Source organism: Cryptocyanus atlanticus LEGE 06306 (assembly GCF_056633155.1).
Window position 1 is genome coordinate 325,157 of the sequence record NZ_JBSJOZ010000001.1, and the last position, 21,908, is coordinate 347,064.

23 protein-coding genes and 1 tRNA gene are annotated in these 21,908 nt (G+C 70.6%); 12 read left to right on the forward strand and 12 right to left on the reverse strand.

Going from position 1 to position 21,908, the window contains the following annotated elements:
* The first annotated feature begins 138 nt into the window (after nucleotides 1–138).
* Together ACWJI7_RS01700 and ACWJI7_RS01705 are read left to right on the forward strand one after the other, a co-directional pair.
* The gene (locus tag ACWJI7_RS01700) at nucleotides 139–1,710 is read left to right on the forward strand and encodes a Ppx/GppA phosphatase family protein (RefSeq protein WP_479935130.1); all 1,572 of its coding nucleotides are present in this window, start codon (nucleotides 139–141) and stop codon (nucleotides 1,708–1,710) included.
* A 66-nt stretch (nucleotides 1,711–1,776) separates the two neighbouring features.
* The gene (locus tag ACWJI7_RS01705; protein ID WP_479934762.1) at nucleotides 1,777–2,196 is read left to right on the forward strand and encodes a tellurite resistance TerB family protein; all 420 of its coding nucleotides are present in this window, start codon (nucleotides 1,777–1,779) and stop codon (nucleotides 2,194–2,196) included.
* Nucleotides 2,197–2,254: 58 nt separating this feature from the next.
* On the opposite strand, the gene ACWJI7_RS01710 is transcribed toward ACWJI7_RS01705, so the two are convergent.
* Nucleotides 2,255–2,326: transfer RNA gene (locus ACWJI7_RS01710), tRNA-Val, on the reverse strand.
* Nucleotides 2,327–2,332: 6 nt separating this feature from the next.
* Between ACWJI7_RS01710 and ACWJI7_RS01715 the strand changes: the two genes are divergently transcribed.
* Together ACWJI7_RS01715 and ACWJI7_RS01720 are read left to right on the forward strand one after the other, a co-directional pair.
* Nucleotides 2,333–3,244 (forward strand): DMT family transporter, encoded by a 912-nt coding sequence (locus ACWJI7_RS01715; RefSeq protein WP_479934764.1) that lies wholly within the window; start codon nucleotides 2,333–2,335, stop codon nucleotides 3,242–3,244.
* 50 nt (nucleotides 3,245–3,294) lie between these two features.
* Nucleotides 3,295–4,737 carry an FAD-dependent oxidoreductase gene (locus ACWJI7_RS01720; RefSeq protein WP_479934765.1) on the forward strand — a complete coding sequence of 481 codons (1,443 nt, stop codon included), beginning with the start codon at nucleotides 3,295–3,297 and terminating at the stop codon, nucleotides 4,735–4,737.
* Here ACWJI7_RS01720 and cobM read toward each other — a convergent pair.
* From cobM to petC, 4 genes are read right to left on the reverse strand one after another with little or no spacing between them, the layout of a single operon-like run.
* Complete coding sequence (gene cobM / locus ACWJI7_RS01725; protein ID WP_479934767.1) at nucleotides 4,701–5,471, reverse strand: precorrin-4 C(11)-methyltransferase; 771 nt, start codon at nucleotides 5,469–5,471, stop codon at nucleotides 4,701–4,703. The genes ACWJI7_RS01720 and cobM overlap by 37 nt on opposite strands.
* Nucleotides 5,468–6,352, reverse strand: coding sequence for a prolipoprotein diacylglyceryl transferase (gene lgt, locus ACWJI7_RS01730; RefSeq protein WP_479934769.1), 885 nt, complete (start codon nucleotides 6,350–6,352; stop codon nucleotides 5,468–5,470). The genes cobM and lgt overlap by 4 nt, the downstream gene beginning before the upstream one ends.
* 48 nt (nucleotides 6,353–6,400) lie before the next feature.
* On the reverse strand, nucleotides 6,401–7,333 hold the full coding sequence (petA, locus tag ACWJI7_RS01735; protein ID WP_479934771.1) for a cytochrome f: 933 nt from the start codon (nucleotides 7,331–7,333) through the stop codon (nucleotides 6,401–6,403).
* A 45-nt stretch (nucleotides 7,334–7,378) separates the two neighbouring features.
* Nucleotides 7,379–7,915 carry a cytochrome b6-f complex iron-sulfur subunit gene (petC, locus tag ACWJI7_RS01740; RefSeq protein ID WP_479934772.1) on the reverse strand — a complete coding sequence of 179 codons (537 nt, stop codon included), beginning with the start codon at nucleotides 7,913–7,915 and terminating at the stop codon, nucleotides 7,379–7,381.
* 150 nt (nucleotides 7,916–8,065) lie between these two features.
* On the opposite strand from petC, the gene ACWJI7_RS01745 reads away from it, so the two are divergent.
* Nucleotides 8,066–8,392: a DUF3067 family protein gene (locus ACWJI7_RS01745; protein WP_479934773.1), complete on the forward strand. Its 327-nt coding sequence runs from the start codon at nucleotides 8,066–8,068 to the stop codon at nucleotides 8,390–8,392.
* 39 nt (nucleotides 8,393–8,431) lie between these two features.
* On the opposite strand, the gene tatC is transcribed toward ACWJI7_RS01745, so the two are convergent.
* Together tatC and ACWJI7_RS01755 are read right to left on the reverse strand one after the other, a co-directional pair.
* Entirely contained in the window at nucleotides 8,432–9,232 is an 801-nt protein-coding gene (gene tatC, locus ACWJI7_RS01750; RefSeq protein WP_479934775.1) for a twin-arginine translocase subunit TatC, read from the reverse strand.
* Nucleotides 9,229–10,980 carry an Rqc2 family fibronectin-binding protein gene (locus ACWJI7_RS01755; protein ID WP_479934776.1) on the reverse strand — a complete coding sequence of 584 codons (1,752 nt, stop codon included), beginning with the start codon at nucleotides 10,978–10,980 and terminating at the stop codon, nucleotides 9,229–9,231. Before ACWJI7_RS01755 ends, tatC begins: the two co-directional genes overlap by 4 nt.
* A gap of 66 nt (nucleotides 10,981–11,046) precedes the next feature.
* Here ACWJI7_RS01755 and gmk point away from each other — a divergent pair, with 66 nt between their 5' ends.
* Entirely contained in the window at nucleotides 11,047–11,622 is a 576-nt protein-coding gene (gmk, locus tag ACWJI7_RS01760; protein WP_479934777.1) for a guanylate kinase, read from the forward strand.
* 149 nt (nucleotides 11,623–11,771) lie between these two features.
* Here gmk and psaJ read toward each other — a convergent pair whose 3' ends face one another.
* Together psaJ and ACWJI7_RS01770 are read right to left on the reverse strand one after the other, a co-directional pair.
* Entirely contained in the window at nucleotides 11,772–11,888 is a 117-nt protein-coding gene (gene psaJ, locus ACWJI7_RS01765; RefSeq protein WP_255102190.1) for a photosystem I reaction center subunit IX, read from the reverse strand.
* An 11-nt stretch (nucleotides 11,889–11,899) separates the two neighbouring features.
* Nucleotides 11,900–12,379, reverse strand: a complete 480-nt coding sequence (locus ACWJI7_RS01770; protein WP_479934780.1) for a Photosystem I reaction center subunit III — start codon at nucleotides 12,377–12,379, stop codon at nucleotides 11,900–11,902.
* A gap of 75 nt (nucleotides 12,380–12,454) precedes the next feature.
* Between ACWJI7_RS01770 and tsaD the strand changes: the two genes are divergently transcribed.
* Together tsaD and ACWJI7_RS01780 are read left to right on the forward strand one after the other, a co-directional pair.
* Complete coding sequence (tsaD, locus tag ACWJI7_RS01775; protein WP_479934781.1) at nucleotides 12,455–13,510, forward strand: tRNA (adenosine(37)-N6)-threonylcarbamoyltransferase complex transferase subunit TsaD; 1,056 nt, start codon at nucleotides 12,455–12,457, stop codon at nucleotides 13,508–13,510.
* A 41-nt stretch (nucleotides 13,511–13,551) separates the two neighbouring features.
* Complete coding sequence (locus ACWJI7_RS01780) at nucleotides 13,552–13,734, forward strand: high light inducible protein (protein WP_479934782.1); 183 nt, start codon at nucleotides 13,552–13,554, stop codon at nucleotides 13,732–13,734.
* A gap of 33 nt (nucleotides 13,735–13,767) precedes the next feature.
* Here ACWJI7_RS01780 and ACWJI7_RS01785 read toward each other — a convergent pair whose 3' ends face one another.
* Nucleotides 13,768–15,156 (reverse strand): type IV pilus twitching motility protein PilT, encoded by a 1,389-nt coding sequence (locus ACWJI7_RS01785; protein ID WP_479934784.1) that lies wholly within the window; start codon nucleotides 15,154–15,156, stop codon nucleotides 13,768–13,770.
* A gap of 87 nt (nucleotides 15,157–15,243) precedes the next feature.
* Here ACWJI7_RS01785 and wecB point away from each other — a divergent pair, with 87 nt between their 5' ends.
* Nucleotides 15,244–16,404, forward strand: coding sequence for a non-hydrolyzing UDP-N-acetylglucosamine 2-epimerase (gene wecB, locus ACWJI7_RS01790; RefSeq protein WP_479934785.1), 1,161 nt, complete (start codon nucleotides 15,244–15,246; stop codon nucleotides 16,402–16,404).
* Nucleotides 16,405–16,411: 7 nt separating this feature from the next.
* Here wecB and ACWJI7_RS01795 read toward each other — a convergent pair whose 3' ends face one another.
* Nucleotides 16,412–17,617: an efflux RND transporter periplasmic adaptor subunit gene (locus ACWJI7_RS01795; RefSeq protein WP_479934787.1), complete on the reverse strand. Its 1,206-nt coding sequence runs from the start codon at nucleotides 17,615–17,617 to the stop codon at nucleotides 16,412–16,414.
* A 95-nt stretch (nucleotides 17,618–17,712) separates the two neighbouring features.
* On the opposite strand from ACWJI7_RS01795, the gene ychF reads away from it, so the two are divergent.
* Together ychF and ACWJI7_RS01805 are read left to right on the forward strand one after the other, a co-directional pair.
* Entirely contained in the window at nucleotides 17,713–18,804 is a 1,092-nt protein-coding gene (gene ychF / locus ACWJI7_RS01800) for a redox-regulated ATPase YchF (RefSeq protein WP_479934789.1), read from the forward strand.
* A 103-nt stretch (nucleotides 18,805–18,907) separates the two neighbouring features.
* Nucleotides 18,908–19,102, forward strand: a complete 195-nt coding sequence (locus ACWJI7_RS01805; protein ID WP_479934790.1) for a hypothetical protein — start codon at nucleotides 18,908–18,910, stop codon at nucleotides 19,100–19,102.
* On the opposite strand, the gene ACWJI7_RS01810 is transcribed toward ACWJI7_RS01805, so the two are convergent.
* The gene (locus ACWJI7_RS01810; RefSeq protein WP_479934792.1) at nucleotides 19,095–20,249 is read right to left on the reverse strand and encodes an MFS transporter; all 1,155 of its coding nucleotides are present in this window, start codon (nucleotides 20,247–20,249) and stop codon (nucleotides 19,095–19,097) included. The genes ACWJI7_RS01805 and ACWJI7_RS01810 overlap by 8 nt on opposite strands.
* A gap of 80 nt (nucleotides 20,250–20,329) precedes the next feature.
* On the opposite strand from ACWJI7_RS01810, the gene ACWJI7_RS01815 reads away from it, so the two are divergent.
* Nucleotides 20,330–21,895: an alpha/beta hydrolase gene (locus ACWJI7_RS01815; RefSeq protein WP_479934794.1), complete on the forward strand. Its 1,566-nt coding sequence runs from the start codon at nucleotides 20,330–20,332 to the stop codon at nucleotides 21,893–21,895.
* The last annotated feature ends 13 nt before the right edge of the window (nucleotides 21,896–21,908 follow it).

Genomic DNA, 21,908 nt, shown 5'->3' on the forward strand with positions numbered 1-21,908 from the left:
GTGCCGGAGGGGGCAATGGCAAAGTGACGCCGTCTGTCCCCAGCCGGACACCCGATGGTCTCCTCCGACAGCACCCTCAAGCCGGCGGCGGCGGTGCCCGCCCAGGAACCCAGGTCCCCCTCCGGGGGCACTCCCGCCATGGGCCTGCGCCATGTGGCGGCCATCGACATCGGCACGAATTCGATCCATCTGCTGATCGCCTCGGTGGATCCCGAGCTGCGCAGCTTCCGGGTGGTGCTGGCGGAGAAGTCCACCACCCGGCTGGGGGAGCGGGACCCCGACAGCGGTGACCTCACCCCCGTGGCGATCGAACGGGCCTTCCTGGCCCTGCGTCAGTACCGGGAGCTGGCCGAAAGCCACGGCGTCGAGCAGATCCTCACCGCCGCCACCAGTGCGGTGCGGGAAGCGCCCAACGGCCGTCAGTTCGTGCAGGCGATTCAGGAGCAACTGGCCCTGGAGGTTGATCTGGTCAGCGGACCGGAGGAGGCGCGCCTGATCTATCTGGGCGTGCTCTCGGGCATGGCCTTCGGGGACACCCCCCATCTGATCCTGGACATCGGCGGCGGCTCCACCGAACTGGTGCTCGCCGATGGGCGTGATGCCATCGAGCTGACCAGCACCCGGCTGGGTGCCGTGCGGCTGCAACGGGATTTCGTGCGTCAGGATCCTCTGCCGCCCGAGCGCCTGAGCTTCCTGCGGGCCTTCATCCAGGGCTCCCTGGAGCCCGCGGTGGAGCGGGTGCGGCGGCACCTTCCCGCCGGTTCCGAGCCGATGATGGTGGGGACCAGCGGCACGGCGATCTGCATGGCCGCCCTGGCCGCGGCCGAGGAGGAGCGGCCGCCCCAGCGGCTGCAGGGCTACCGGGTGAGCCGGGAGCGGATCGATCGACTGGTGGACCAGCTGGTGGGACTGAATCTGGAGCAGCGCAAGGCCCTGCCCGCCATCAACGAACGCCGGGCGGAGATCATCGTGCCCGGGGCCCTGGTGCTGCAGCAGGCGATGGGGATGCTGCAGGCCCGTGAGCTGGTGATCAGTGAGCAGGCCCTGCGGGAAGGGTTGATCGTCGACTGGATGCTGCGCCACGACCTGATCGTGGACCGCTTCACCTTCCAGAGCAGCATCCGCCAGCGCACCGTCCGGCACCTGGCCCAGCGCTACGGCGTGGATCTGGGCCGGGCGGATCGGGTGGCCGAGCATGCCCTGAGCCTCTACGACCGCTGCCGCGGCGTTCTCCACCACGACAGCGGCGAGGGACGCCAGCTGCTCTGGGCGGCGGCGATGCTGCACTCCTGCGGTCAGCACATCAACATCAGTGCCTACCACAAGCACAGCTGGTATCTGATCCGCCACGGCGACCTGCTCGGCTACTCCGAATCCGAACAGCTGATGGTGGCCGCCATCGCCCGCTACCACCGCCGCAGCCTGCCGAAGAAACGGCACGAGGCCTGGATTCTGGTGCCCGGCCGCGGCCAGCGCCGCACCGTCAACAGCATGGCGCTGCTGCTGCGGCTGGCCGCCTCCCTCGACCGGCGCCCCACCCCTGCGGTCGCCGGGCTTCGCATCCAGTGCACACCCACCGATCTGAGCATCGGCCTGGAGCCGGCGACCGACCTGGACCTGAGCCTGGAGCGCTGGAGCCTCCAGGCCTGCGCCGAGCCCCTGGCCGAGGCCACCGGTGTGCGGCTGCGGGTCGAATCCGCCCAGCGGTAACGAACACGACGACATGGTCGACGGATCCTGGCCAGAAGGGAACTCAGCCCTGTTCACTCCTGCTCCATGGATTCCCCCACCGCCTTCGTCGCCGTCGCCCTCGCGGCCGTCTCCTGGGACGGCGTGCTGAGCCGGGCCGGCTCCCGGGCCCTGCGCCACTCCCTCGACTACCGGGCCCCTTACAACACCATGGAGGAGGGGGCGATGGTGCATCTGTTCGATCGGCTGCTGGCCGAGCTCCGCAGCGAGGGGGCTCCCGCGATGATGGCCAAGGCGGCCCAGCAGCTGGATCCCCACCAGCGCCGCACGGCCTTCGCCGTGGCCGCCGAGATCATGCGCTCCGATGGCGAACTGGTGCTGGAGGAACGGGAGATCCTCGACGATCTGGCCCAGCGGCTGGAGATCCCCTCCTCCATCACCGGCCAGGTGCTGGAGGTGATGGACATGCTCCACGCCAGCCTGGAACGCAGCCCGGTGCTGGCCTGAACGGGCTCCCGGAGGGGGCTCCCAGGCCCCCTCCGGGAGCCCGGGCCAGTCAGGACCATGGGCGATACTGGATTCGAACCAGTGACCCCTTCCGTGTGAAGGAAGTGCGCTACCGCTGTGCTAATCGCCCGCACGGGTGGATCTTAAATCACGGCCCTGCGCCCGCCGTCTCCTGACGGACGCGATCCTCTGGCCCCTGCTGGCCCTGGCCACCGCCGTTCTCGAGAGTGGTCGCGATCTGACCACCCGGTTGCTGCTCCGCCGCAGCGGCTGGCCCTCCGCCCAGACCATGGGGCTGAGCTGCCTGGTGTCGGCGCTGCTCACCCTGCCCCTGCTGGCCCTCCATCCAACCGCCCCGGAACTGGGGATGCTGCTGCCGGCCCTGGCGGCCGGGGGGGTGATCAACGCCCTCGCCTTCTGGGCCTATGGGCGCGCCCTGGGCGGCGGAGAGCTCAGTCTGGTGCTGCCCCTGATCAATCTCTCCCCGCTCGTGCTGCTGATCAGCGGCTGGCTGGTGCTGGGGGAGCGCCCCTCGCCGGCGGCGGCGGCCGGGGTGGCCCTGCTGGTGCTGGGAGCGCTGCTGCTGGGCCGAGGGGCCAGGCCGGGGGCGGGGTTGCTGACCAGTCCGGGGGCCCGGCCGATGCTCCTGGTGGCGTTGCTCTGGGGTCTGGGGGCCACCGTGGACAAACTGGGCGTGGGGGCCGCCGGCAGCCTGACCTGGGTGGGGCTGTTCAACCTGACCGTGGCGGTGCCCCTGCTCACCCCTGCAGTGCTGAACACCGGTTGGATGGCGCCGAGCCGGCCCCGCTGGTTCCTGGCGGGCCTGCTGCTGGTCGCCGGCGCCGCTGGCGCCGTGGGGATGGTGTGCCAGATGGAGGCCCTGCAGCAGACCGCCGTCGTTCACGTGATCGCGATCAAGCGCCTGAGCACGCTGTTCAGCGGGCTGGCCGGGGTGCTCTGGCTGGGAGAACCGCGCGGACTGCTGCGACTTCCCGGCACCCTGCTGATGCTCGCGGGTGCAGCGGTGGTGCTGCTGCTGGCCGGCTGAGGGCGGACGGCGAGGAGGAACAATGAGCGAACTCGTCGCGACCTGCCGCCGTGATCTCCGCCGCCGGCCATCCCCCAGGGCCCTCCACGGGGCCAGATCTGGCCGAAGTGGACGTGCTGATCGTGGGCGGAGGGGTCTGCGGCACGGCCCTGCTGTTCGAGCTGGCTCGCTACACCGACCTGCCCCGCCTTGCCCTGGTGGAACGTTATGACCGGCTCGCCCAGGTCAACTCCCGGGCGAGCAACAACAGCCAGACGATCCACTGCGGTGACATCGAAACCAACTACTCGTTGGAGAAAGCCCTCAAGGTGAAGCGCACGGCAGAGATGATCGTCCGCTTCGCTGACCTGCTGGACGCCGACACCCGCGCCCGATGTGTCTTCCGGACTCCGAAGATGGTGCTGGGGGTGGGCGAGCACGAGGTCACCATCCTGCGCCGGCGCTTCGCGGAGTTCTCCCCGCACTTTCCCGCCATGGAGCTGCTGGAGAAGGAGCAGATCGCCGCCTGGGAGCCCGCGGTGGCCCTGGTGGACGGAGTTCCCAGGCCGGAGGAGCTGGTGGCGATCGGCATCCGGCGCACCGAGACCGCCGTCGACTACGAAGCGCTCTCGGAGGCCTTTCTGGACCAGGCCCGGGCAGCGATCCTGGGGAGTGATCGCCAGCTGGATCTCCTGCTGGGCACCACAGTGACCCGCATCACACCGGAGGGGGACACCTTCCGGGTGGACCTCCAGCCCAGCACTCGGGGCCCCGGGGCGTCCGGACACCAGGTCCGCGCCCACCATGTGGTGGTGTGCGCCGGCGCCCACAGCCTGCTGATGGCCCAACGGATGGGCCACGGGCTGCAGTACTCCTGCCTGCCGGTGGCGGGCAGCTTCTACTTCACCCCCGACCTCCTGCGCGGCAAGGTCTACACCGTCCAGAACGACAAGCTGCCCTTCGCCGCCGTGCATGGTGACCCGGATGTGCGGGAAGCGGGCAAGACCCGCTTCGGTCCCACGGCCCTGCCGCTGCCGCTGCTGGAGCGCTACCGCCCGGCTTCGTTCTGGGAATTCCTGCAGGTGCTGCGTCTGGACGGGGCCGTGCTGGCGGTCTTCTGGCAGCTGCTGCGGGTGGCTGACCTGCGCGCCTACATCCTGCGCAACCTGCTGTTTGAGGTGCCCTGGCTGCGGCGGCGCCTGTTCCTGCGCGACGCGCGCAAGATCGTGCCAGGGCTGAAGCTGGAGGACCTGCGTGTCGCCGAGGGCTACGGCGGCGTGCGGCCCCAGCTCATCGACAAGCCGCAGCGCAGGCTGATGCTGGGGGAGGCCCGCATCCAGCCCGCCCCTGGGCTGGTCTTCAACGTCACCCCATCCCCCGGGGGCACCTGCTGCCTGGGCAACGCGGCCACCGACCTGGGCGAGATCGTGGCCCGGCTGGGCTGCGGCTTCGATCGGGCCCGCTTCGAGCGGGAGCTCTACGGCGAAGGGGCGGTGGCCGGACGGAACAGATGATCGTGGCCTGACCAGTAGAGCCGGGAGCGGGCCTGGGCCGGAGCCGCCAGGGCCGGACTCACCACGTACAGCGTGGTGCGAATCAGACCCCGCTCGCGGCTGACGGCCGCCATCCGCTCGAGGGGCACCACCGTGAGCCACTGGTCGGGCCAGCTGACGCGATAGCCGATCGCCACAGGGGTCTCGGCGGGGTAGTGCTCCAGCAGCACCTGCTGGGTCTCCTCCACGTGACGGGCGCTGAGGTAGAGGCAGAGGGAGGCGCGCAGGGCCGCCAGCCGGCTGAGGGCTTCCCGCTCGGGAACCCCGGTGCGGCCGGCGGCACGGCTGAGCACGATGGTCTGCACCAGGCCCGGAATGGTGAGTTCGGCCGTGAGGGCGGCCGCGGTGGCCTGGTAGGCGCTGAGGCCCGGCACCACCTCCACCGCCAGGTCGGCCGCGACCAGCCGGCCGACCTGCTCAGCCAAGGCCCCGAACAGACAGGGGTCCCCATCATGCAGGCGCACGACCCGGCGGCCGGCGCGGGATCGATCGATCAGCACCTCCATCACCTGCTCGAGCGTGAGGGTGCTGGTGCGGATGCGCTCGCAGTCCGCCGGCGCCAGCGCGGCGATCTGGGGAGACACCAGCGAGTCGGTCCAGACGAGCACCTCGGCGGCCTCAATGGCGCGCAGGGCCCGCACGGTCATCAGATCGGGCGCACCGGGGCCCGCTCCCACGATCAGAACAGGGGTCACGGGGGAGAACTTCCAGGGGAGGCGGGCAGACCGGAGGGGCCCGGCAAGGGCTGACCACGGCCATAGAGAACCCAGAGGCCGAAGGCGCCGAAGCCGATCAGCAGCAGACTCATCAGCTGGGCCATCCGCAGCCCCCCCTCACAGAAGGGTGGGGTCGAGAACAGGCAGAGGGGATCGATCCGCAGGCCTTCGATCCAGAACCGGCCCAGGCTGTAGCCGATCAGATAGACGCAGCTGAGGGCCCCGGCCGGCAGCTTGATGCGTCCCTTCAGCCCCAGCCGAAACAGCACGAGCAGCAGGGCGAACACCCCGAGATTCCAGAGCGACTCGTAGAGAAAAGTGGGATGGAAGAACTGCTGGTCGATGAAGGGATCGGGCCGGTTGAACACCGGGATGTAGAGCTTCCAGGGCAGGTCGGTGGGCAGCCCGAAGGCTTCTGAATTGAAGAAGTTGCCCCAGCGGCCGATCGCCTGGCCCAGCACCACCGAGGGCACCAGCACGTCGAGCAGGGTCCAGAACGGAAGCTTCCGCCGCCTGCAGAAGAGAATCAGGCAAAGGGTGCCCCCGAGCAGGGCGCCATGGATGGCGATGCCGCCATGCCAGATGGCCAGCACCTCAATCCAGTTCAGCCGGAACTGCCGCCACTCCAGCAGCACGTAATAGAGCCGGGCCCCCACGATCGCCCAGAGCACCAGCTGGGGCAGCAGATCGGCGATGACTCCCGGATCGATGCCCCGCTGGCGGCCCAGTCTCATGGCCAGCAGCAGACCGACCAGGACCGCCGCGGCGATCAGCAGGCCATACCAGCGCAGGGTGAGCCCCAGCAGGCTGGTCACCACCGGCCCCGGGGAGGTGAACAGGGCCAGGAGGGCAGCGGACAAGGAAGGCGCCAACGGAACGATGTGCGCGAAGGGCAGAGCTGGCAGCGATCAGATGCCTTCGGCGGCCTGCACCTTCTCGACCTGTTTCTTCTTGAGCACCAGGAGAATCTGGGCCAGGGCCACGGCGGCGAAGAACGCCAGCATGCCGTAGATCCTCACGGGATTCTGCAGCACGATCTCGGTGTCCAGCTGACCGAAGCCCCCCACGTTGGGGTCATCGGTGAGGAGGGCGCCGGCCTCAAGGATGTCGCCGACGGCGACGGTGACCGTGGGGCCCGCCGGGATGGGATCGCTGACGCTCCCCCCGTCAGCGGTGCGGATCTCCACCACCGAGCCACCCCCGTCGGCAGGGGTCACCGCTGTGACGGTGCCGGCGACGGAGGCGTTGAACGCGCCGTTGTTGCTCTTCTCACCAGTGGGATAGACCTGGCCCCGGCCCCGGTTTCCGCCCACGTGGATGGAGGACTTGCCGAAGTGGATGGCGCTGTCGGTGGCGGGATCGGGGGAGAGGATCGGGAAGACGATCTCCTGGTGCTGATCCCCGGGCAGGGGGCCCACCAGCAGGATGCCGGGATCGGTTTCGCTGTAGGTGGTGTAGTAGATCCCTGCGGTTTCCTCCTTGAGTTCCTCGCTGAGGCGGTCCTGGGGGGCCAGGGTGAAGCCGTCGGGGAGCATCACCACCGCCCCCACGTTGAGGCCTGTGCGGCTGCCGTCAGCCCCCACCTGCTGGAGATCGGTGTCGTAAGGGATCTTCACAACCGCCTTGAACACCGTGTCGGGCATCACCGCCTGCGGCACCTCGATGCGGGTGGCCATCTTGGCCAGGTGGCAGTTGGCGCAGACAAGCTTGCCGGTGGCTTCGCGTGGGCTTTCGTAGTTCTGCTGGGCCCAGAACGGATAGGCCCAGCTGGCCTGGGGAGCCAGCAGCAGGGCAGCGGACACGAGCAGGGAGCTCAGCAGCAGGGAGAAGGAGCGGCGCATGGGGGATGGGCGAGCGGGCGACGGGGGGAGGACTGGGCGGACGGATCAGGCCCACCACGGCTTGTCGCCGGTGCGGAAATCGGTATCGCTCCACTGGCTGAGGAACACGGTGTCGTTCTCGACCGTGACGTTCGCCAGGGCCAGGGACAGGGGTGCGGGGCCGCGCACCACCTTGCCGGTGGCGTCGTACTGGCTGCCGTGGCAGGGGCAGATGAACTTGTTGGAGCCGCTGTTCCAGGGCACGACGCAGCCCAGGTGGGTGCAGATGGCATTGATGCCGTAGCTGCCGATCGCCTCGGAGCCTTCCACCAGCAGATAGGTGGGATCGCCCTTCAGCCCCTGGACCAGGCTGCGGTCACCTTCCTTGTGGGTGCTGAGCCAGCCGCTGGCGGTGACAGTGTTGCCCAGTTCGTCCCTGGCGGTGGTGCCGCCGCCACCCCCGGCCGGCCGGGGCGGGATGAAGTAGTTGACGACCGGATAGAGGGCACCGAGGGCCACGCCGGTGACCGAGCCGAAGGTGAGCAGATTCATGAACTGCCGACGACCCATTCCGGGCACATCGCTCACAGGGATCTGGGTCATACGAGGCGTTCCTTGGTGCCGAAGCGACGTGGCGACATTATGACCGTTGCCCTTCCCGCCACGCTTGGCCACGACAGGGGTCTCATCCGGCGGCGCAACATGCTGTCGTGAGGCGCCCCGGAGCCGCTCCCCGATCCCGCCGTGTCCCCCATGCCGCAGCCTCTCCGGTTCGAGGAAGTGCTGGAGCTGCTGCGCTCCCGCTGGCAGGCCTCCTATGACCTGCAGATCGTGCAGCGCCGCGGCCGGCTCTACCTCCAGGTGATGTGGGCCTACCTGGAGCAGCAGTCGTTTCCGCTTGACGCCAGCGCCTACGAGGCGCGGCTGCGGGAGCTGCTCGAGGTGCTCAATGAGCTGGGGGTGGAGGAGCAGGTGCGCCAGTGGTTGCGCACCACCCGCGAGAAGCCGCGCCTCGGCAAGGCGATGAGCCTGGCCCTGGAGCCCTCCAAGGGGGGCCGCACCAGTGAGTTCCTGCTCTGAACCGGGCTGGCCGGGTCCGGGCGAGGGTCAGCTACCGCCTCAGGCCGGTCGGGGCCGCAGGCGCTCCGCCAGGGCCACCAGCGCCACACCCACCAGGAAGAGGGCGGTGATCGCCCCGGTGAGCAGGAGCATCGTGACCGGATCAGTGGAGGGGGTCAGCACCGCTCCAGCCAGTGCCGCCACCAGCACCACCCAGCGCCAGGCGGCCAGCATGGCGCGTGAGTCGATGAGGCCGAAGGCACCGAGCAGCAACTGCAGCACCGGCAGCTGGAAGGCCAGACCGGTGGCCACCATCAACAGCAGCACGAAGTCGAGGTAGCGCTCGATCGACCAGATCGGCTCCACCACATCGGCGCCATAGCTGACCAGAAAACGCAGCGCCGCCGGCACCAGGGCCCACCAGGCAAAGGCCAGCCCCGCCATGAACAGCACGGCCGAAGCGCCCACCGCCGGGGCCACCAGGCGGCGCTCGCGGCGGGTGAGGCCCGGCAGCACAAACGCCAGCAACTCGTAGAGCACGTAGGGCAGGGCCAGGGTCAGGCCGGCATAGCCCGCCACCTTCAGCGAGACGAACAGAAACTCCCCCGGTGCCAGCTGCAGAAAGCGCATCCCCACCGCCGGAACCTGCAGCAGCCGCACCAGGGGGCGGACCACGGCCAGGCAGACGCCTGCCGACACCAACACCACCAGCAGACTGCGCAGCACGCGCCGGCGCAGTTCTTCGAGGTGCTCCACCAGGCTCATCTCCACTTCGCCGGGGAACTCCTCGGCCGGGGGGGGCAGGGGGATCCGGATCGGCGGCGGTGGGGCCGCGGCTGGGGACTCGATGGGGTCGCTCATGGCCCTGGCTCCACGGGGAGGCTAGGCCGGGCGGGGCCCTCGGGGAGGAGCCGGCTGGCCCGCTGGGGCCGGGCCCAGACCACCTCACCGCCCCGATGGCTCACGGTGCCGGGGCCGGCTCCGGCGATCCGCTGCAGCTGCTCGCTCGGCACCATCATCACCGCCACCCGCCCATTGGCGCGGGCGCGGCTGAAATGCGCCGCCAGATCCGCCGCCGCCTGCAGGTCCTCCTCGCTGGCCGCCGCCTCCGAGGCCTTGAGCATCACATGGGAGCCCGGACATTCCTGGGCGTGGAACCAGAGATCGCCGCGGCGGGCCTGGCGCAGGCTGATCCATTCGTTCTGCCGGTGGTTGCGTCCCACCTGCACCCTCAGCCCGCCCGGGGTGCGCAGTTCCAGGGGCATGGGACGGGCCGGCGGCTGAGCCGGGGGGCGGCGCCGGCGGGCCTGGCGGCCCCCACCCCCCCCGCCGGGAGCGGAGCGGCCGAACAGCTCCTCCGCCTCCGATTCGAGCTGCTCAAGCCCTTCCGGGCCCGGTCCGTCCTGCTGCAGGGCCAGGAAGGCCAGGCTGGCCTCGATCGCCTCGAGTTGGTGGCGCTGCAGCTCCAGACGGGGCGCGATCGCCGCCACCGAACGGCGCAGGCGGCGGGCCCGCTTGTAGAGCGCCTGCGCTTCAGCGACCTGGCCACGGCTGGGGGAGGCCAGGCAGAGCAGGGCATCCGCCTGGCGCTGCAGGGCGTCACTGTTCTCCACCTGGTCGAGCAGGGCCTGCTGCCGGGCGCACTGGCGGCGCTGGCGCTCCCGGGCCTCCAGGAGCCGCTGCTCCAGCTGCCGGCGACGCTGCCGCAGCTCCTCCTGGCCCAGATGCTCGGCGTAATAGGCCTCCAGGGCGGCGCAGAGCGGGCCCGGCGGCTCCACGCCCCAGCAACGGAAGGCTGTGGCGCCACCGGGGGCGAAGCCGAACCGCTCGCTCTCGAGGTCAGAGAGCCAGCGCTGCCAGTGAACCCAGAGTTCCAGCCAGTCGCCTTCGCTGATCGCGGTGACCGGTTGCTCGAGCAGGAGCCGGGAACGCTCGGGCCGGTCTCCGGCCAGCTGCAGGGCCAGGGCCGGACTGATGCCCTGATAGCACTCCTGAAGCGCCTGGCGCAGGCTCACCGGAACCAGCTCCAGCCGGCGCCGCCAGGGCGCCCACGCCTCCTGGCGCTGGGGTGGGTGGCCGCCCAGGGGGGGTGGGGGGCTGTAGGTGTCGCCGCTGCCGATCGGGCGCAGCCGCGACTGCCCCGGCCGCACCTGGCGGGCCAGGGCCACGATCCGCCCGCCACCCTCGAGCAGAAACAGATTGCTGTGGCGCCCCATCAGCTCCACCATCAGCCAGCGGCTGACCGGGTCGCCGGGCCGGGCGGCGAAGCGGAGCTCCACCACCCGCTCCCAGCCGCTCCGCTCGATCGCCACCAGGGCCAGCCCCTGGAGCCCGTGCTGGAACTGCAGGGCCAGGGTGCTGCCGTCCCCCTGCCGGGGGGGCGGAGCGATCCCCAGCAGCCTGGGCGCCCGGGCCAGCCAGCTGATCTCCAGCCAATGGAGGCCGTCCAGCCCGCGCAGTGCGAGTTGCAGAGTGTGGGGGGAGGGCTGCTGGGCCTTCTCGAACCGGCTGGGCACCAGCTGGGGCCGCAACTCGGCCAGCACCCCCCGCAGGGTGGTGACGTCCATGGCCTGGAGGGCCGGGAGGGCCTGGGGCGGCGGGGAATCCATCGGGCTGGGTGGGCGGCCCTCAGTGGACGCGGCTTCTACTCTGCTGGCCAACGCTCACCTCTTCCCATGGCTTCGGCAGCCGGGCCCGTGCGGCTCAGCGTGATCAGCGGGCCCAGTGGCGTCGGCAAGGGCACCCTGGTGCGGAAACTGCTGCGTCGGCACCCCCGGCTCTGGCTGTCGGTGTCCGCCACCACCCGGACGCCCCGTCCCGGTGAGCTGGAGGGGGAGCAGTATTTCTTCCGGAGCCGGGAAGGCTTCGAGCGGGACGTGCGCGAGGGCGGTCTGCTCGAGTGGGCCGAATTCGCCGGAAACCTCTACGGCACGCCCAGAGGACCGGTGGAACAGCACCTGAACGGGGGGAGACCCGTGCTGCTGGAGATCGAACTGGAGGGGGCGCGGCAGGTGCGCCGCAGTTGCCCGCAGGGCTTCCAGATCTTTCTCAAACCCCCCAGCTTCGAGGAACTGGAACGGCGGATCCGCGGCCGGGGCACCGACACGGAGGCGGCGATTCAGCGCCGGCTCGCCCGGGCCGCCGAGGAACTGAAGGCGGAGGGAGAGTTCGACGCCGTGGTGGTGAACGGGGATCTGGCCGTGGCCCTGGCGGAACTCGAAGGGCTGCTCGGCCTGGTCGGCCCCGGCTGATCGGGGCACCCATGACAAAGCGACCCCGAAGGGTCGCCATCGTGCCGGGACCAGGACCCGGTGCCGTGGTGAAGCACCCCGGACGGGGTCCTGTTCAGGCGGTGCACCTCGGCCAACGGGCCTGAGGGAGCCGGCCTGGACTCTGCGGGTCAGAGGGGATGAAAGATCAGATCGGGGAAGAAGCGAAAAATCTCGATGGTGATGCCGGCCGTGAGGGTGAACCAGACAGCGGCCACGACGGGTGCGGTGGTGAGGAATTTCTTCATGGTTTCAGGAATCAGCGGGGGGAAACGGTCACTTTGGAGTCGGCTTCCACCATGGTTCCGCCGGCGAAATCCTTGAAGGCTGCCAGGGGCCAGGCGGCGGCGGACAGAGTGGATTTGAACGCCAGGGGCAGATCAATCTGGATTTCACGCATGGTGGCGTCCTTGCTGCCGCGGATGGCCATCAGGTATGCGCGGCCGGCCCAGCCGATCGTGCCAGCGATGTAGAGGAAGAGGAGGCCCGGGATCAGGAAATCACCGGCATGGCTGAAGCGGCCATCGACGATCAGACGGGGCAGTCCATCGGTGCCACAGAGGGCCTGGCTGTAGCTCGAGAACCGGGCCTTGGCCTGGTCGGTGGTGGCTTGGCTCGCCCGCTGCTGGAAGCGGGGGCTCTCAGCACAGGGGGTCAACCCCGCCACATCGGCGTACGCCACGGGGGCGAAGCCGACGATCAGCAGGGCGGAAAGCAGAACGGCGAAGAGTCGGCGCATCGTGTCCGGGTCCTGAAAAGGCCTGCCAGGGGGCAGGATGTCTCGTGCGGACAGTAGAAGAGAACACCGGAGCCCATGCCCACGGTTCTGGCCGTCGAAACAAGTTGTGACGAGTCCGCCGCCGCCGTCGTGCGGGGCCGCGAGGTGCTCGCCAGCGCCGTGGCATCCCAGATGGAGGAGCACGCCCGCTGGGGTGGCGTGGTCCCGGAAATCGCCTCCCGGCGGCACGTGGAGGCCCTGCCCCAGCTGATCACCACCGTGATGGGCCGCGCCGGGCTGACCTACGGCGACCTGGACGGAATCGCCGCGACAGTGGCTCCTGGACTGGTGGGCGCCCTGCTGGTGGGGTCGATCACCGGCCGCACCCTGGCTCGCCTGCACGATCGCCCCTTCCTGGGGGTGCATCACCTCGAAGGCCACCTCTGCTCGGTGCAGCTCGGCGATCCCCTCCCCGAGGGGCCCTATCTGGTGCTGCTGGTCAGTGGCGGGCACACCGAACTGGTACGGGTGGACGGGGAGGGCGCCTACCGCCGGCTGGGCCACAGCCACGACGATGCCGCCGGGGAGGCCTTCGACAAGGTGGCCCGGCTGCTGGGCCTGGGCTATCCGGGCGGACCCGCCGTCGAGGCGGCCGCCACCACGGGCGATCCGCACCGGTTCCTGCTGCCGAAGGGCCGGATCTCGCGGCCCGGGGGTGGATTCGAGCCCTATGCCTTCAGCTTCAGCGGACTCAAGACCGCCGTGCTGCGGCTGGCCCAGAGCTTTCCGGCCGCCGGCAAGCCGCTGCCGGTGGCCGACATCGCCGCCAGTTTTGAGCAGGTGGTGGCGGAGGTGCTGGTGGAGCGCAGCTGCCGCTGTGCCAGGGATCAGGGGCTCGGCACCCTCGTGCTGGTCGGGGGTGTGGCTGCCAATCGCCGCCTGCGGGCGCGCCTGGCCGAGCAGTGCGAAGCCCTGGGGCTGCACTGGCGAGTGGCGCCGCTCGCCTTCTGCACCGACAACGCGGCCATGATCGGGGTGGCCGCCGCCCAGCGGCTGGCCGGGGGAGCCCGCAGTCCGGCCGACCTGGGAGTGGCGGCACGGCTGCCGCTTGAGCAGGCCGGCCAGCTCTATGGGACACGTTCCTGCTTTTGATTCTCGTATGGTGATGGAACTTCCCCTATCGGGTTGGCCCGATGGCCCCAGCAGAGATCGGCGAGAACTGCCTTGAGCCCGCTCCGGTAGAGCCGGATGAGCTCAACGCCTGGCGGCGTGGGTTCACCCCCCAGGCCGAGATCTGGAACGGGCGTCTCGCCATGCTGGGGCTCTCCCTGGGGCTGGCCAGTCTTGTGCTGATCCGGCTCGCCACCCGCTCCTGACCGCGGCCCCGCTCCCCAACGACGGACGGCGGCTCACGGCACCCGGCCCCGCAGGGTCTGGGCCAGTTCATTCGGCCTGAGGCTGTGCCGGAGGGCTTCCTCGGGCCTGACCCGTCCCTCCCCCACGAGCGCCGCCAGGGACTGGTTGCTGGTCATCATGCCCTCGAAACCGCTGCGGGCCATGATCTCCTCGACCTCATCGAGCTCGCCGCGCTCGAGATAGTCCCGGCAGGCATCGTTGTTGATCAGCAGGTCGTGGTAGGCCGCCCGTCCCCCGTCCAGGGTTCTGATCAGGCCCTGGGAAATCACGGCGACCAGGGATTCGGCCAGATCCTTGCGGATCCGCTCCTTGTCCTGGGGAGGGAACATCCCCATGGCCCGGGTCACGGCCTTCACAGCCGAGTTGGTGTGCAGGGTGCCCAGCACGAGGTGACCGGTCTGGGACGCCTCCAGGGCTGTGGCCAGGGTGTCACGGTCGCGGATCTCACCGATGTGGATCACGTCGGGATCCTCCCGAAGCGCAGCTCGCAATGCCGTGTGGAAATCCCGGGTGTGGCGCCCCACTTCCCGCTGCCGGATCAGGGAGCGGCGGCTGTCGTGCAGAAACTCCACCGGATCCTCGATGGTGACGATGTGTTTCGCCGCCGTGGTGTTGATCCAGTCGAGCATCGCCGCCAGCGTGGTGGTCTTGCCTGAGCCGGTGGGCCCCGTCATCAGGATGAGCCCCTTGGGGACCTCCACCAGCCGCTTGAGCACGGCGGGCATCCCCAGAGCATCGAGGCTGGGAATGCTCAGGGGGATGAGGCGCAGCACGAGGGCCGAGCCCTCCATGGTTTCGAGCAAGTTGATGCGCACCCGCACGAAGGGATAGGCAAAGGAGCCGTCGTACTCGCGCTCGCGGGCGAACCGATCCAGCTCCTCGGGCTGCAGGATCTCCCCCAGCCAGCGGCGGAACTGATCTGGATCGGTGAGCGGCCAGTGGGTGCTCACGATCGAGCCCCTGGCGCGGAAGCGGGGGCGTTCACCCACGCCCAGGTGAACGTCGGAGAAGTGGCGATCGGTGGCGATCCGGACAATCTCCTCCAGATCGGCGGGCACGGGCTCCTCCAGGACGGGCTCAGGTTCCACCGGCTCGGGCGCCGCCGCCGGGGGACCGCCGGGCTCCTCCCCCGGCGGGGGCAGGTCGGGACCGGACGGGACCGGATCACCCGGTCCCCCGGCCTCGGCCGGGATGGCCTCACCCTGGCCAGGAGAGGCCGAAGCCCAGGCCGGGGCCCCGCCCAGGCCGCTGGCTCCGCCCAGATCCATGGTCGAGCCGGGAGGCGGGGGCAATCCGGGGGGCGGGGGCGGTGGGGACCCGGAGTGCACGGTGCCGCGGCAGTGGAACCGGCTCAGGATCCCGTGCAGCGAGGGTCCTGTCACCTCCCTCCGGCCTCGGCGATGGACGGTCCGAAAGGCGTGAGGGAGGGCCCCGGGGCTCCCTAGGATCCGGGCCACTGCTCCGGGCCCTTGATCGGCACCGCACCGCTCGTCAGCATCGTGCTCGGCACCCGGCCTGAAGCGATCAAGCTGGCCCCGGTGATCCGGGCCTTCCAGAGCGCGAGCGGCTTCCGCACCCGCGTCGTGCTCACCGGCCAGCACCGGGAGATGGTGGCGCAGGTGATGGGGCTGTTCGATCTGGTGGCCGACCGGGATCTGGCCCTGATGGCCCCCCGCCAGACCCTCACCCATGTGACCTGCGCCGCCCTCCAGGGCCTCCGTGGGGAATTCAGCGAACACCGGCCCGATCTGGTGCTGGTCCAGGGCGACACGACCACCGCCTTCGCCTCCGCCCTGGCGGCCTTCTACGAGCAGATCCCGGTGGGCCACGTGGAGGCGGGCCTGCGCACCGACAACCTGCTTGATCCCTTCCCCGAGGAAGCCAACCGCCGCCTGATCTCCCAGCTGGGCCAGCTGCATTTCGCGCCCACCACCCTCTCGGAGGCGAATCTGCGGGCCTCCGGGGTGGTGGGGCGCGTGCTGGTGACGGGTAACACGGTGATCGACGCCCTGCTGCTGATGGCCGCAACCGCCCCCCTGCCCCGGATGGGCGGCCTCGACTGGGCGCGCCAGCGCGTCATTCTGGCCACGGTGCATCGCCGCGAGAACTGGGGTGAACGCCTCCTCTCGATCGGCCGGGGCTTCCTGGAGCTGCTCGAGCGCCATCCCGACACGGCCCTGCTGCTGCCCCTCCATCGCAACCCCACCGTGCGGGAGCCCCTGCAGGAGCTGCTGGGGTCCCACCCCCGCGCCGTCCTGACCGAGCCGCTGGACTACGACCAGCTGGTGGGAGCCATCCGCGGCTGCACCCTGCTGCTCACCGATTCCGGCGGCCTCCAGGAGGAGGCCCCGGCCCTGGGCAAGCCCGTGCTGGTGCTGCGCCGCACCACCGAACGGCCGGAGGCCGTGTCGGCGGGCACTGCCCGGTTGATCGGCACCGACAGCGCGGCGATCGTGCGGGAAGCCAGTCTGCTGCTTGACGATGCCGCTGCCTACGCGGCCATGGCCCAGGCCCGCAATCCCTTCGGTGATGGCCAGGCCAGCGGTCGCATTCTGGCGGCCAGCCGGGAGTTCCTCGCCGAACGCGCGGCGGAGGTGGCGAAGGAGGCGGCGAAGGAGCCGGACGTCTGAGGCCGGTTCACTCCTGCCGGCGGCGGGCCCAGGGCGGAAGGTCGATGAACACCCGGGTGCCCTCCTCAAGGCCCTCGAGGATCTGGGTGTCGCGGCCGCTGCTGGAGCCCAGCGTCACCGGCTGGAAGCTGGGCTGGTTGTCCTTGCCCACGAGCAGCACACCGGGACGGCCCTGCTCCGTCACCACTGCCACGGTGGGCACCAGGGTCTGGGTGGCCAGACGACCGGTCTGGAAGTCGATGTCGGCGGTCATGCCGATGCGCAGGACGCTGTTGGGATCGTTCAGCGTCAGCTTCACCTCGAAGGAGGTCACGTTGTTGGTCTTGACCGCCCGCGGGGCAATCTGCCGCACCGTGGCGGCGAAGCGGCGGTCCGGGAAGGCATCCACCCTGACGCTGGCGGGCTGGCCGTTGCTGATGCGGGCGATGTCGCTCTCGGGGACGTTCGCCACCACCTCCAGCCCCTGGGAAAGCTCCACCACCGAGGAACTGGAGGCCCCCGCATTGGCGGAGGCGGAGGTGGTGGGAGTCACGAAGGCGCCGGGATCGGCAAAGCGCTGGGTGATCACCCCATCAAAGGGGGCGCGGATGGTGAGTTCCTCGCGTTCCACGTTGCGCTGGCCGACCCGCTTGCGGGCTGCCTCCAGGAATGACTGGGCCGTGAGGAAGCTGGTGCGGAAGGAGACGATGTCGTCCTGGCTGATGGCGCCCTGCTCGAAGAGCTTGCGGCGACGCTCGTAATCGGAGCGGGCCCGGACGTATTCGGCCTCGGCCTGGCGCACCTGGGCCTCAAGCTCCAGTTCCCGCTGGAGCAGATCGCCGTCGTCCATGCGGGCGATCGCCTGGCCGCGGCGCACCCGGTCGCCCTCGTCGACCTGGAGCGACTCCAGCACACCGCTTCGCTTCGGACTGACGTTGACGCTGCGGGCCGCCTCCAGCTCACCACTGGCCGTCACCACCCCCGGCAGGGTGCCCCGCTGGGCCAGCACCGTGAACGTGTCCAGATTCTTCGCTTTGCCGGCGCTGCGCTGCCGCTGCCAGAGCAGCGCCCCACCGGCCGCCACCACCAGGGCCAGGGCCCCGGCCAGCAGGCGGATGCGGCGGCCGGACGGTGGACGCGGCGGACGCGGAGCGGACGGACGCGCGTCTCCCACCAGTGGGGTCACCGGTTCCGACGGGGTCCGGGATGGAAGGTCGAGCATGCGGGAGGCCATGGCCCTGCCCTCGGATCTCGCTCCAGTCTTCCTGGTTGCGGGAGGAAACGTGGCCGCCGGAAGGGCCCCAGGGCCCCCCGACTAGATTCCGGACCATGCTCAAAGCCGGAATCGTGGGTCTGCCCAACGTGGGCAAGTCGACCCTGTTCAACGCCCTGGTGGCCAACGCCCAGGCCCAGGCAGCCAATTTCCCCTTCTGCACGATCGAGCCGAATGTGGGCGTCGTGGCGGTGCCCGACCCGCGCCTGAAGATGCTCTCGGATGTGTCCAGCTCCCGCGAGATCATCCCCACCCGGGTGGAGTTCGTCGACATCGCCGGCCTGGTGAAGGGGGCCAGCCAGGGGGAGGGCCTGGGCAACAAGTTCCTCGCCACCATCCGCGAGGTGGACGCGATCGTGCACGTGGTGCGCTGCTTCGAAGACGACGACGTGATCCACGTGTCCGGGGAGGTGGATCCGGTGCGGGACGCCGAGGTGATCAACCTGGAGCTGGGCCTGGCGGATCTGGGCCAGATCGAGAAGCGCCGCGAGCGGTTGAAGAAGCAGGCGCGCACCAGCAAGGAGGCCCAGGCCGAGGATGCCGCCCTGGCCCGGATCCAGGCGGAACTCGAGCAGGGGGGGGCCGCCCGCAACGTGGCCCTGGGGGAGGAGGAGGCGCCCATGCTGAAGCCCCTGGGGCTGCTCTCCGCCAAGCCGATCATCTACGCCACCAACGTCTCGGAAGACGACCTGGCCGGCGGCAATGCCCTCAGCCGGGCCGTGGAGGAGCTGGCGCGCCGGGAAGGCGCCGGTGCGGTGCGCATCTCGGCCCAGGTGGAGGCGGAACTGATCGAGCTGGGCGAGGCCGAACGGGCCGATTACCTGGAGGGCCTGGGGGTGAGCGAAGGGGGGCTGCGCAGCCTGATCCGCGCCACCTACCGCCTGCTGGGCCTGCGCACCTACTTCACCACTGGTGAGAAGGAGACCCGCGCCTGGACGATCACCGCCGGCATGACCGCCCCCCAGGCCGCCGGGGTGATCCACACCGATTTCGAGCGGGGCTTCATCCGCGCCCAGACGGTGGGCTGCAGCCAGCTGCTGGAGGCGGGCTCCCTGGCGGAGGCCCGGAATCGGGGCTGGCTGCGCAGCGAGGGCAAGGAGTACGTGGTGGAGGAAGGCGACGTGATGGAGTTCCTCTTTAACGTCTAAGGAGTTGTCGGTTTCAGGGGCTGCCGGGCATCGGCGAGAATCGAAGTCGATGCGGAGCCCTGCCATGTGCCTATCCCAGGAGCCCTCCCCGACCCGGCCCGGCTTGGGGACCGCCGCCGGCGGGGCCGATCCCGCCCCCACGGCGGACCACCCGCACAACTTTGATCTGCAGAAGGACCTGCACCAGAAGATCCGCAACGACCCCGACTACGACGACTGGGAGTACGGCACCGAGCCCCTCCCCCACGAATCGGAGGCCTGGATCGCGGAGCGCTCGCCGGCGGACCCGCTCAACTGAGGCGGATGGTGCGGGGATGGGGGTGAAAGCGGGCGATCTGGGCCACCAGCAGGAGCCCCAGCAGGCACAGACCCCCCATCAACAGCCAGAGGCCCGCCCCATGGCCCTGGCTGTCGAGCATCCAGCCGCCCAGCAGCGGCGCCACCAGGGCACTGATCGCGAAGCACTGGGAGAAGAGCGCCATCGCCAGTCCCTGATGGGCGGGGGGCGTGACCTCGATCACCGCCTCGCTGGCGGTGGGCAGGAAGGCCGCCGCCGCCGCCGCCAGGGGAAGCTGGGCCAGCAGCAACAGGCCCAGACTGTGCCAGCCCAGGCTGGAGAGGGCCAGCAGCAGGGTGCCGGCGGAGAACCCCACCAGGCTCCAGCCCAGACCCACGGCCACCGGTCGCGTCGCCAGGGCGCGACCGAGCGGCCACTGGACCAGCACCAGCAGGGTCAGCTGCAGTCCCAGCAGCAGGGCCCCCAGACTGCCGGGCAGCGGCTCCCGCGCCAGCCCGCCCCGCACCAGATCCAGCGGCAGGGCGCTCTGAAGCAGCGCCACCATGCCGGTGGCGAGCAGCGTGACGGCCAGCAGGGGCAGCAGCGGTCGCACCCAGAGCCACCAGGACAGCCGCCGTTCGGCCGCCAGGGGGGAGGCAGCACAGGGGAGGGCACGGCGCTGCAGCAGGGCGATTACGCCCAGCACGGCGGCCATGTCCACCAGGTAGATGCCCCGCAGCCGGCCCCAGCCGGCCAGCGCCGCCCCCAGCAGCACTCCGAAGGCGATTCCGCAGGCATCGGCGGTGCGAACCAGGGCGTAGCCCCGGCTGGAGCGGATGGGGGGAGAGCTCAGCGGCACCGCCAGTTCGATCGCGGGCCAGTAGATGCCCATCGCCAGGCCGAGCAGGATCTGCCCCAGCAGAAAGGCGGCGAAGGACTGGGCGCTCAACAGCCGGGCGTCCGCCAGCAGGGACAGCAGGGCGGCCAGCAGCACCGGCCGGCCGGTGGCCAGGCCCCGATCCAGCCAGCAGCCGCACAGCAGCCTCCCCACGGTGCCGGCCAGGGCGGCACCCGCCAGACCCTGGCCCACCAGCAGGGCGGAGAACTGGGCCTGGTGGAACACCACCGGAGTGAGATACAGCACGCCTCCGCCTCCGATGCTCCCCACCAGACGGATCAGGGACAGATGCCGAAGCGGCACGGGAAACTGGGCCCACCAGCTCTGGCCCGTTGCTCCCGCGTGAGGCTGTGACAAACCGATCGCCCTGGCTGTGGATTCTGCTCACCAGTCTGCTGCTGGGGGGGAGCCGGGCCCGGGCGTCGGAGCAGCTGGAGGTGCGGCTCGATGGCCTCTCGATTCCCCTCGAGCTGCGTCAGCTGGAGGCCTGGAGCCGCAATCCGGCCGGGAGCCGCACCGAGCTGGCGATCTGGCTCGAACTCCTCGACGAAGCCAGCCGCAGGGACCTCAGAGCCCTGCTGAGAACCCCCCTGCTGCCGGATCGGGACCTGGCGCTGCAACTGCTGCAGAGCTGGGCCGGGCGGCAGGTGCTGGAGGAGGTGGGCGAAGTGCTCGGCACGAACGGGAGCGGCAGTGGTCTGCTGCTGCTCTCCACCCTGCGGGAGCTGCTGCAGGGGGAAGAACCCTTCAGCGTGCTGGATCTGCTGCTGGCGGTGCCCGCCCCGCGCCTCACCCTCGATCTGGACGCGCTGACCCAGCTGGCCGGACGCTGGCGGCAACAACTGGAGGATCAGGCGTTCGCCCTGCGCCGGTTGCGCTCGCTGGGCCTTCCCGGCCAGGCGGGCGCCGGGATCGGCCGCTCCCTCGCCGCCCTAGCCCCGCCACCCCATCCCCGACCGCTGCGGCTGACGGTCGCCCACCGGGACGAGCCCCTGGACCTGCAGCTCTGGCCGGGGGACAATCCGCGCCAGCGCTCCTGGGTGCTGCTGATGCCCGGCCTGGGCGGCAGCGGGGCCCAGCTCGCCTGGCTGGCCCGCGGGCTAGCGGAGCGGGGTTGGTCGGTGCTGGTGGTCGAGCATCCCGACAGCGACGAGGCGGCGGTGCGGCAGCTGCTCGACGGGCGGCGCGCCCCCCCGGGGGCCGAGACCCTGCCCGGACGGCTGGCCGATGTGGAGGCGGTGCTCCGCGCCGAGCGGAGCGGGGCACTGCCGCCCCTGGGCGAATCGGTCGTGCTGATGGGCCATTCGCTGGGCGGCCTCTCGGCCCTGCTGGCCAGCGGACTGCGGCCCTCGCCAGGACTGGAGCAGCGCTGTGATCGGGCCCTCGACGGCATCCCCCTGACCAACCTCTCCCGCCTGCTGCAGTGCCAGCTCACGGAAGTGCCCCTGCAGGCGCCTTCCGCTTCCGATCCCGTCGGGCGGCTGCAGGCGGTGGTGAGCCTCAACGGGTTCGGAAGCCTGCTCTGGCCCTCCGGCGCCCTGGAGCACCTGCCGGCGCCGATGCTGCTGGTGGGCGGCAGCCTGGACCTGGTCACGCCACCGGTGAGCGAGCAGCTGGGACTCTTCCTGCAGCACCGGGATCCCCGCAGCCGCCTGGTGGTGGTGGACGGGGGGAGTCACTTCTCGGCGGTGCGGATGGTGGGGCCCCAGACGCCCTTGCTGCAGCTGGGCGATGGGCTGGTGGGGGTGGAGCCCCTGAAGGTACAGGAGCTCCTGCTGGATCTGATCGGCGCCTTCCTGTTCGGCCTCGAGACCGACGGCAGGCTGCCGGCCCAGCATCGGCTGCGCCAGGGCGTGATGGCCTATGTGCTGGACCGGCCCAGCGCCCTGCGCTGGAGCCGCGAGCTGCGGCACTGAGGGGGGGACCCGG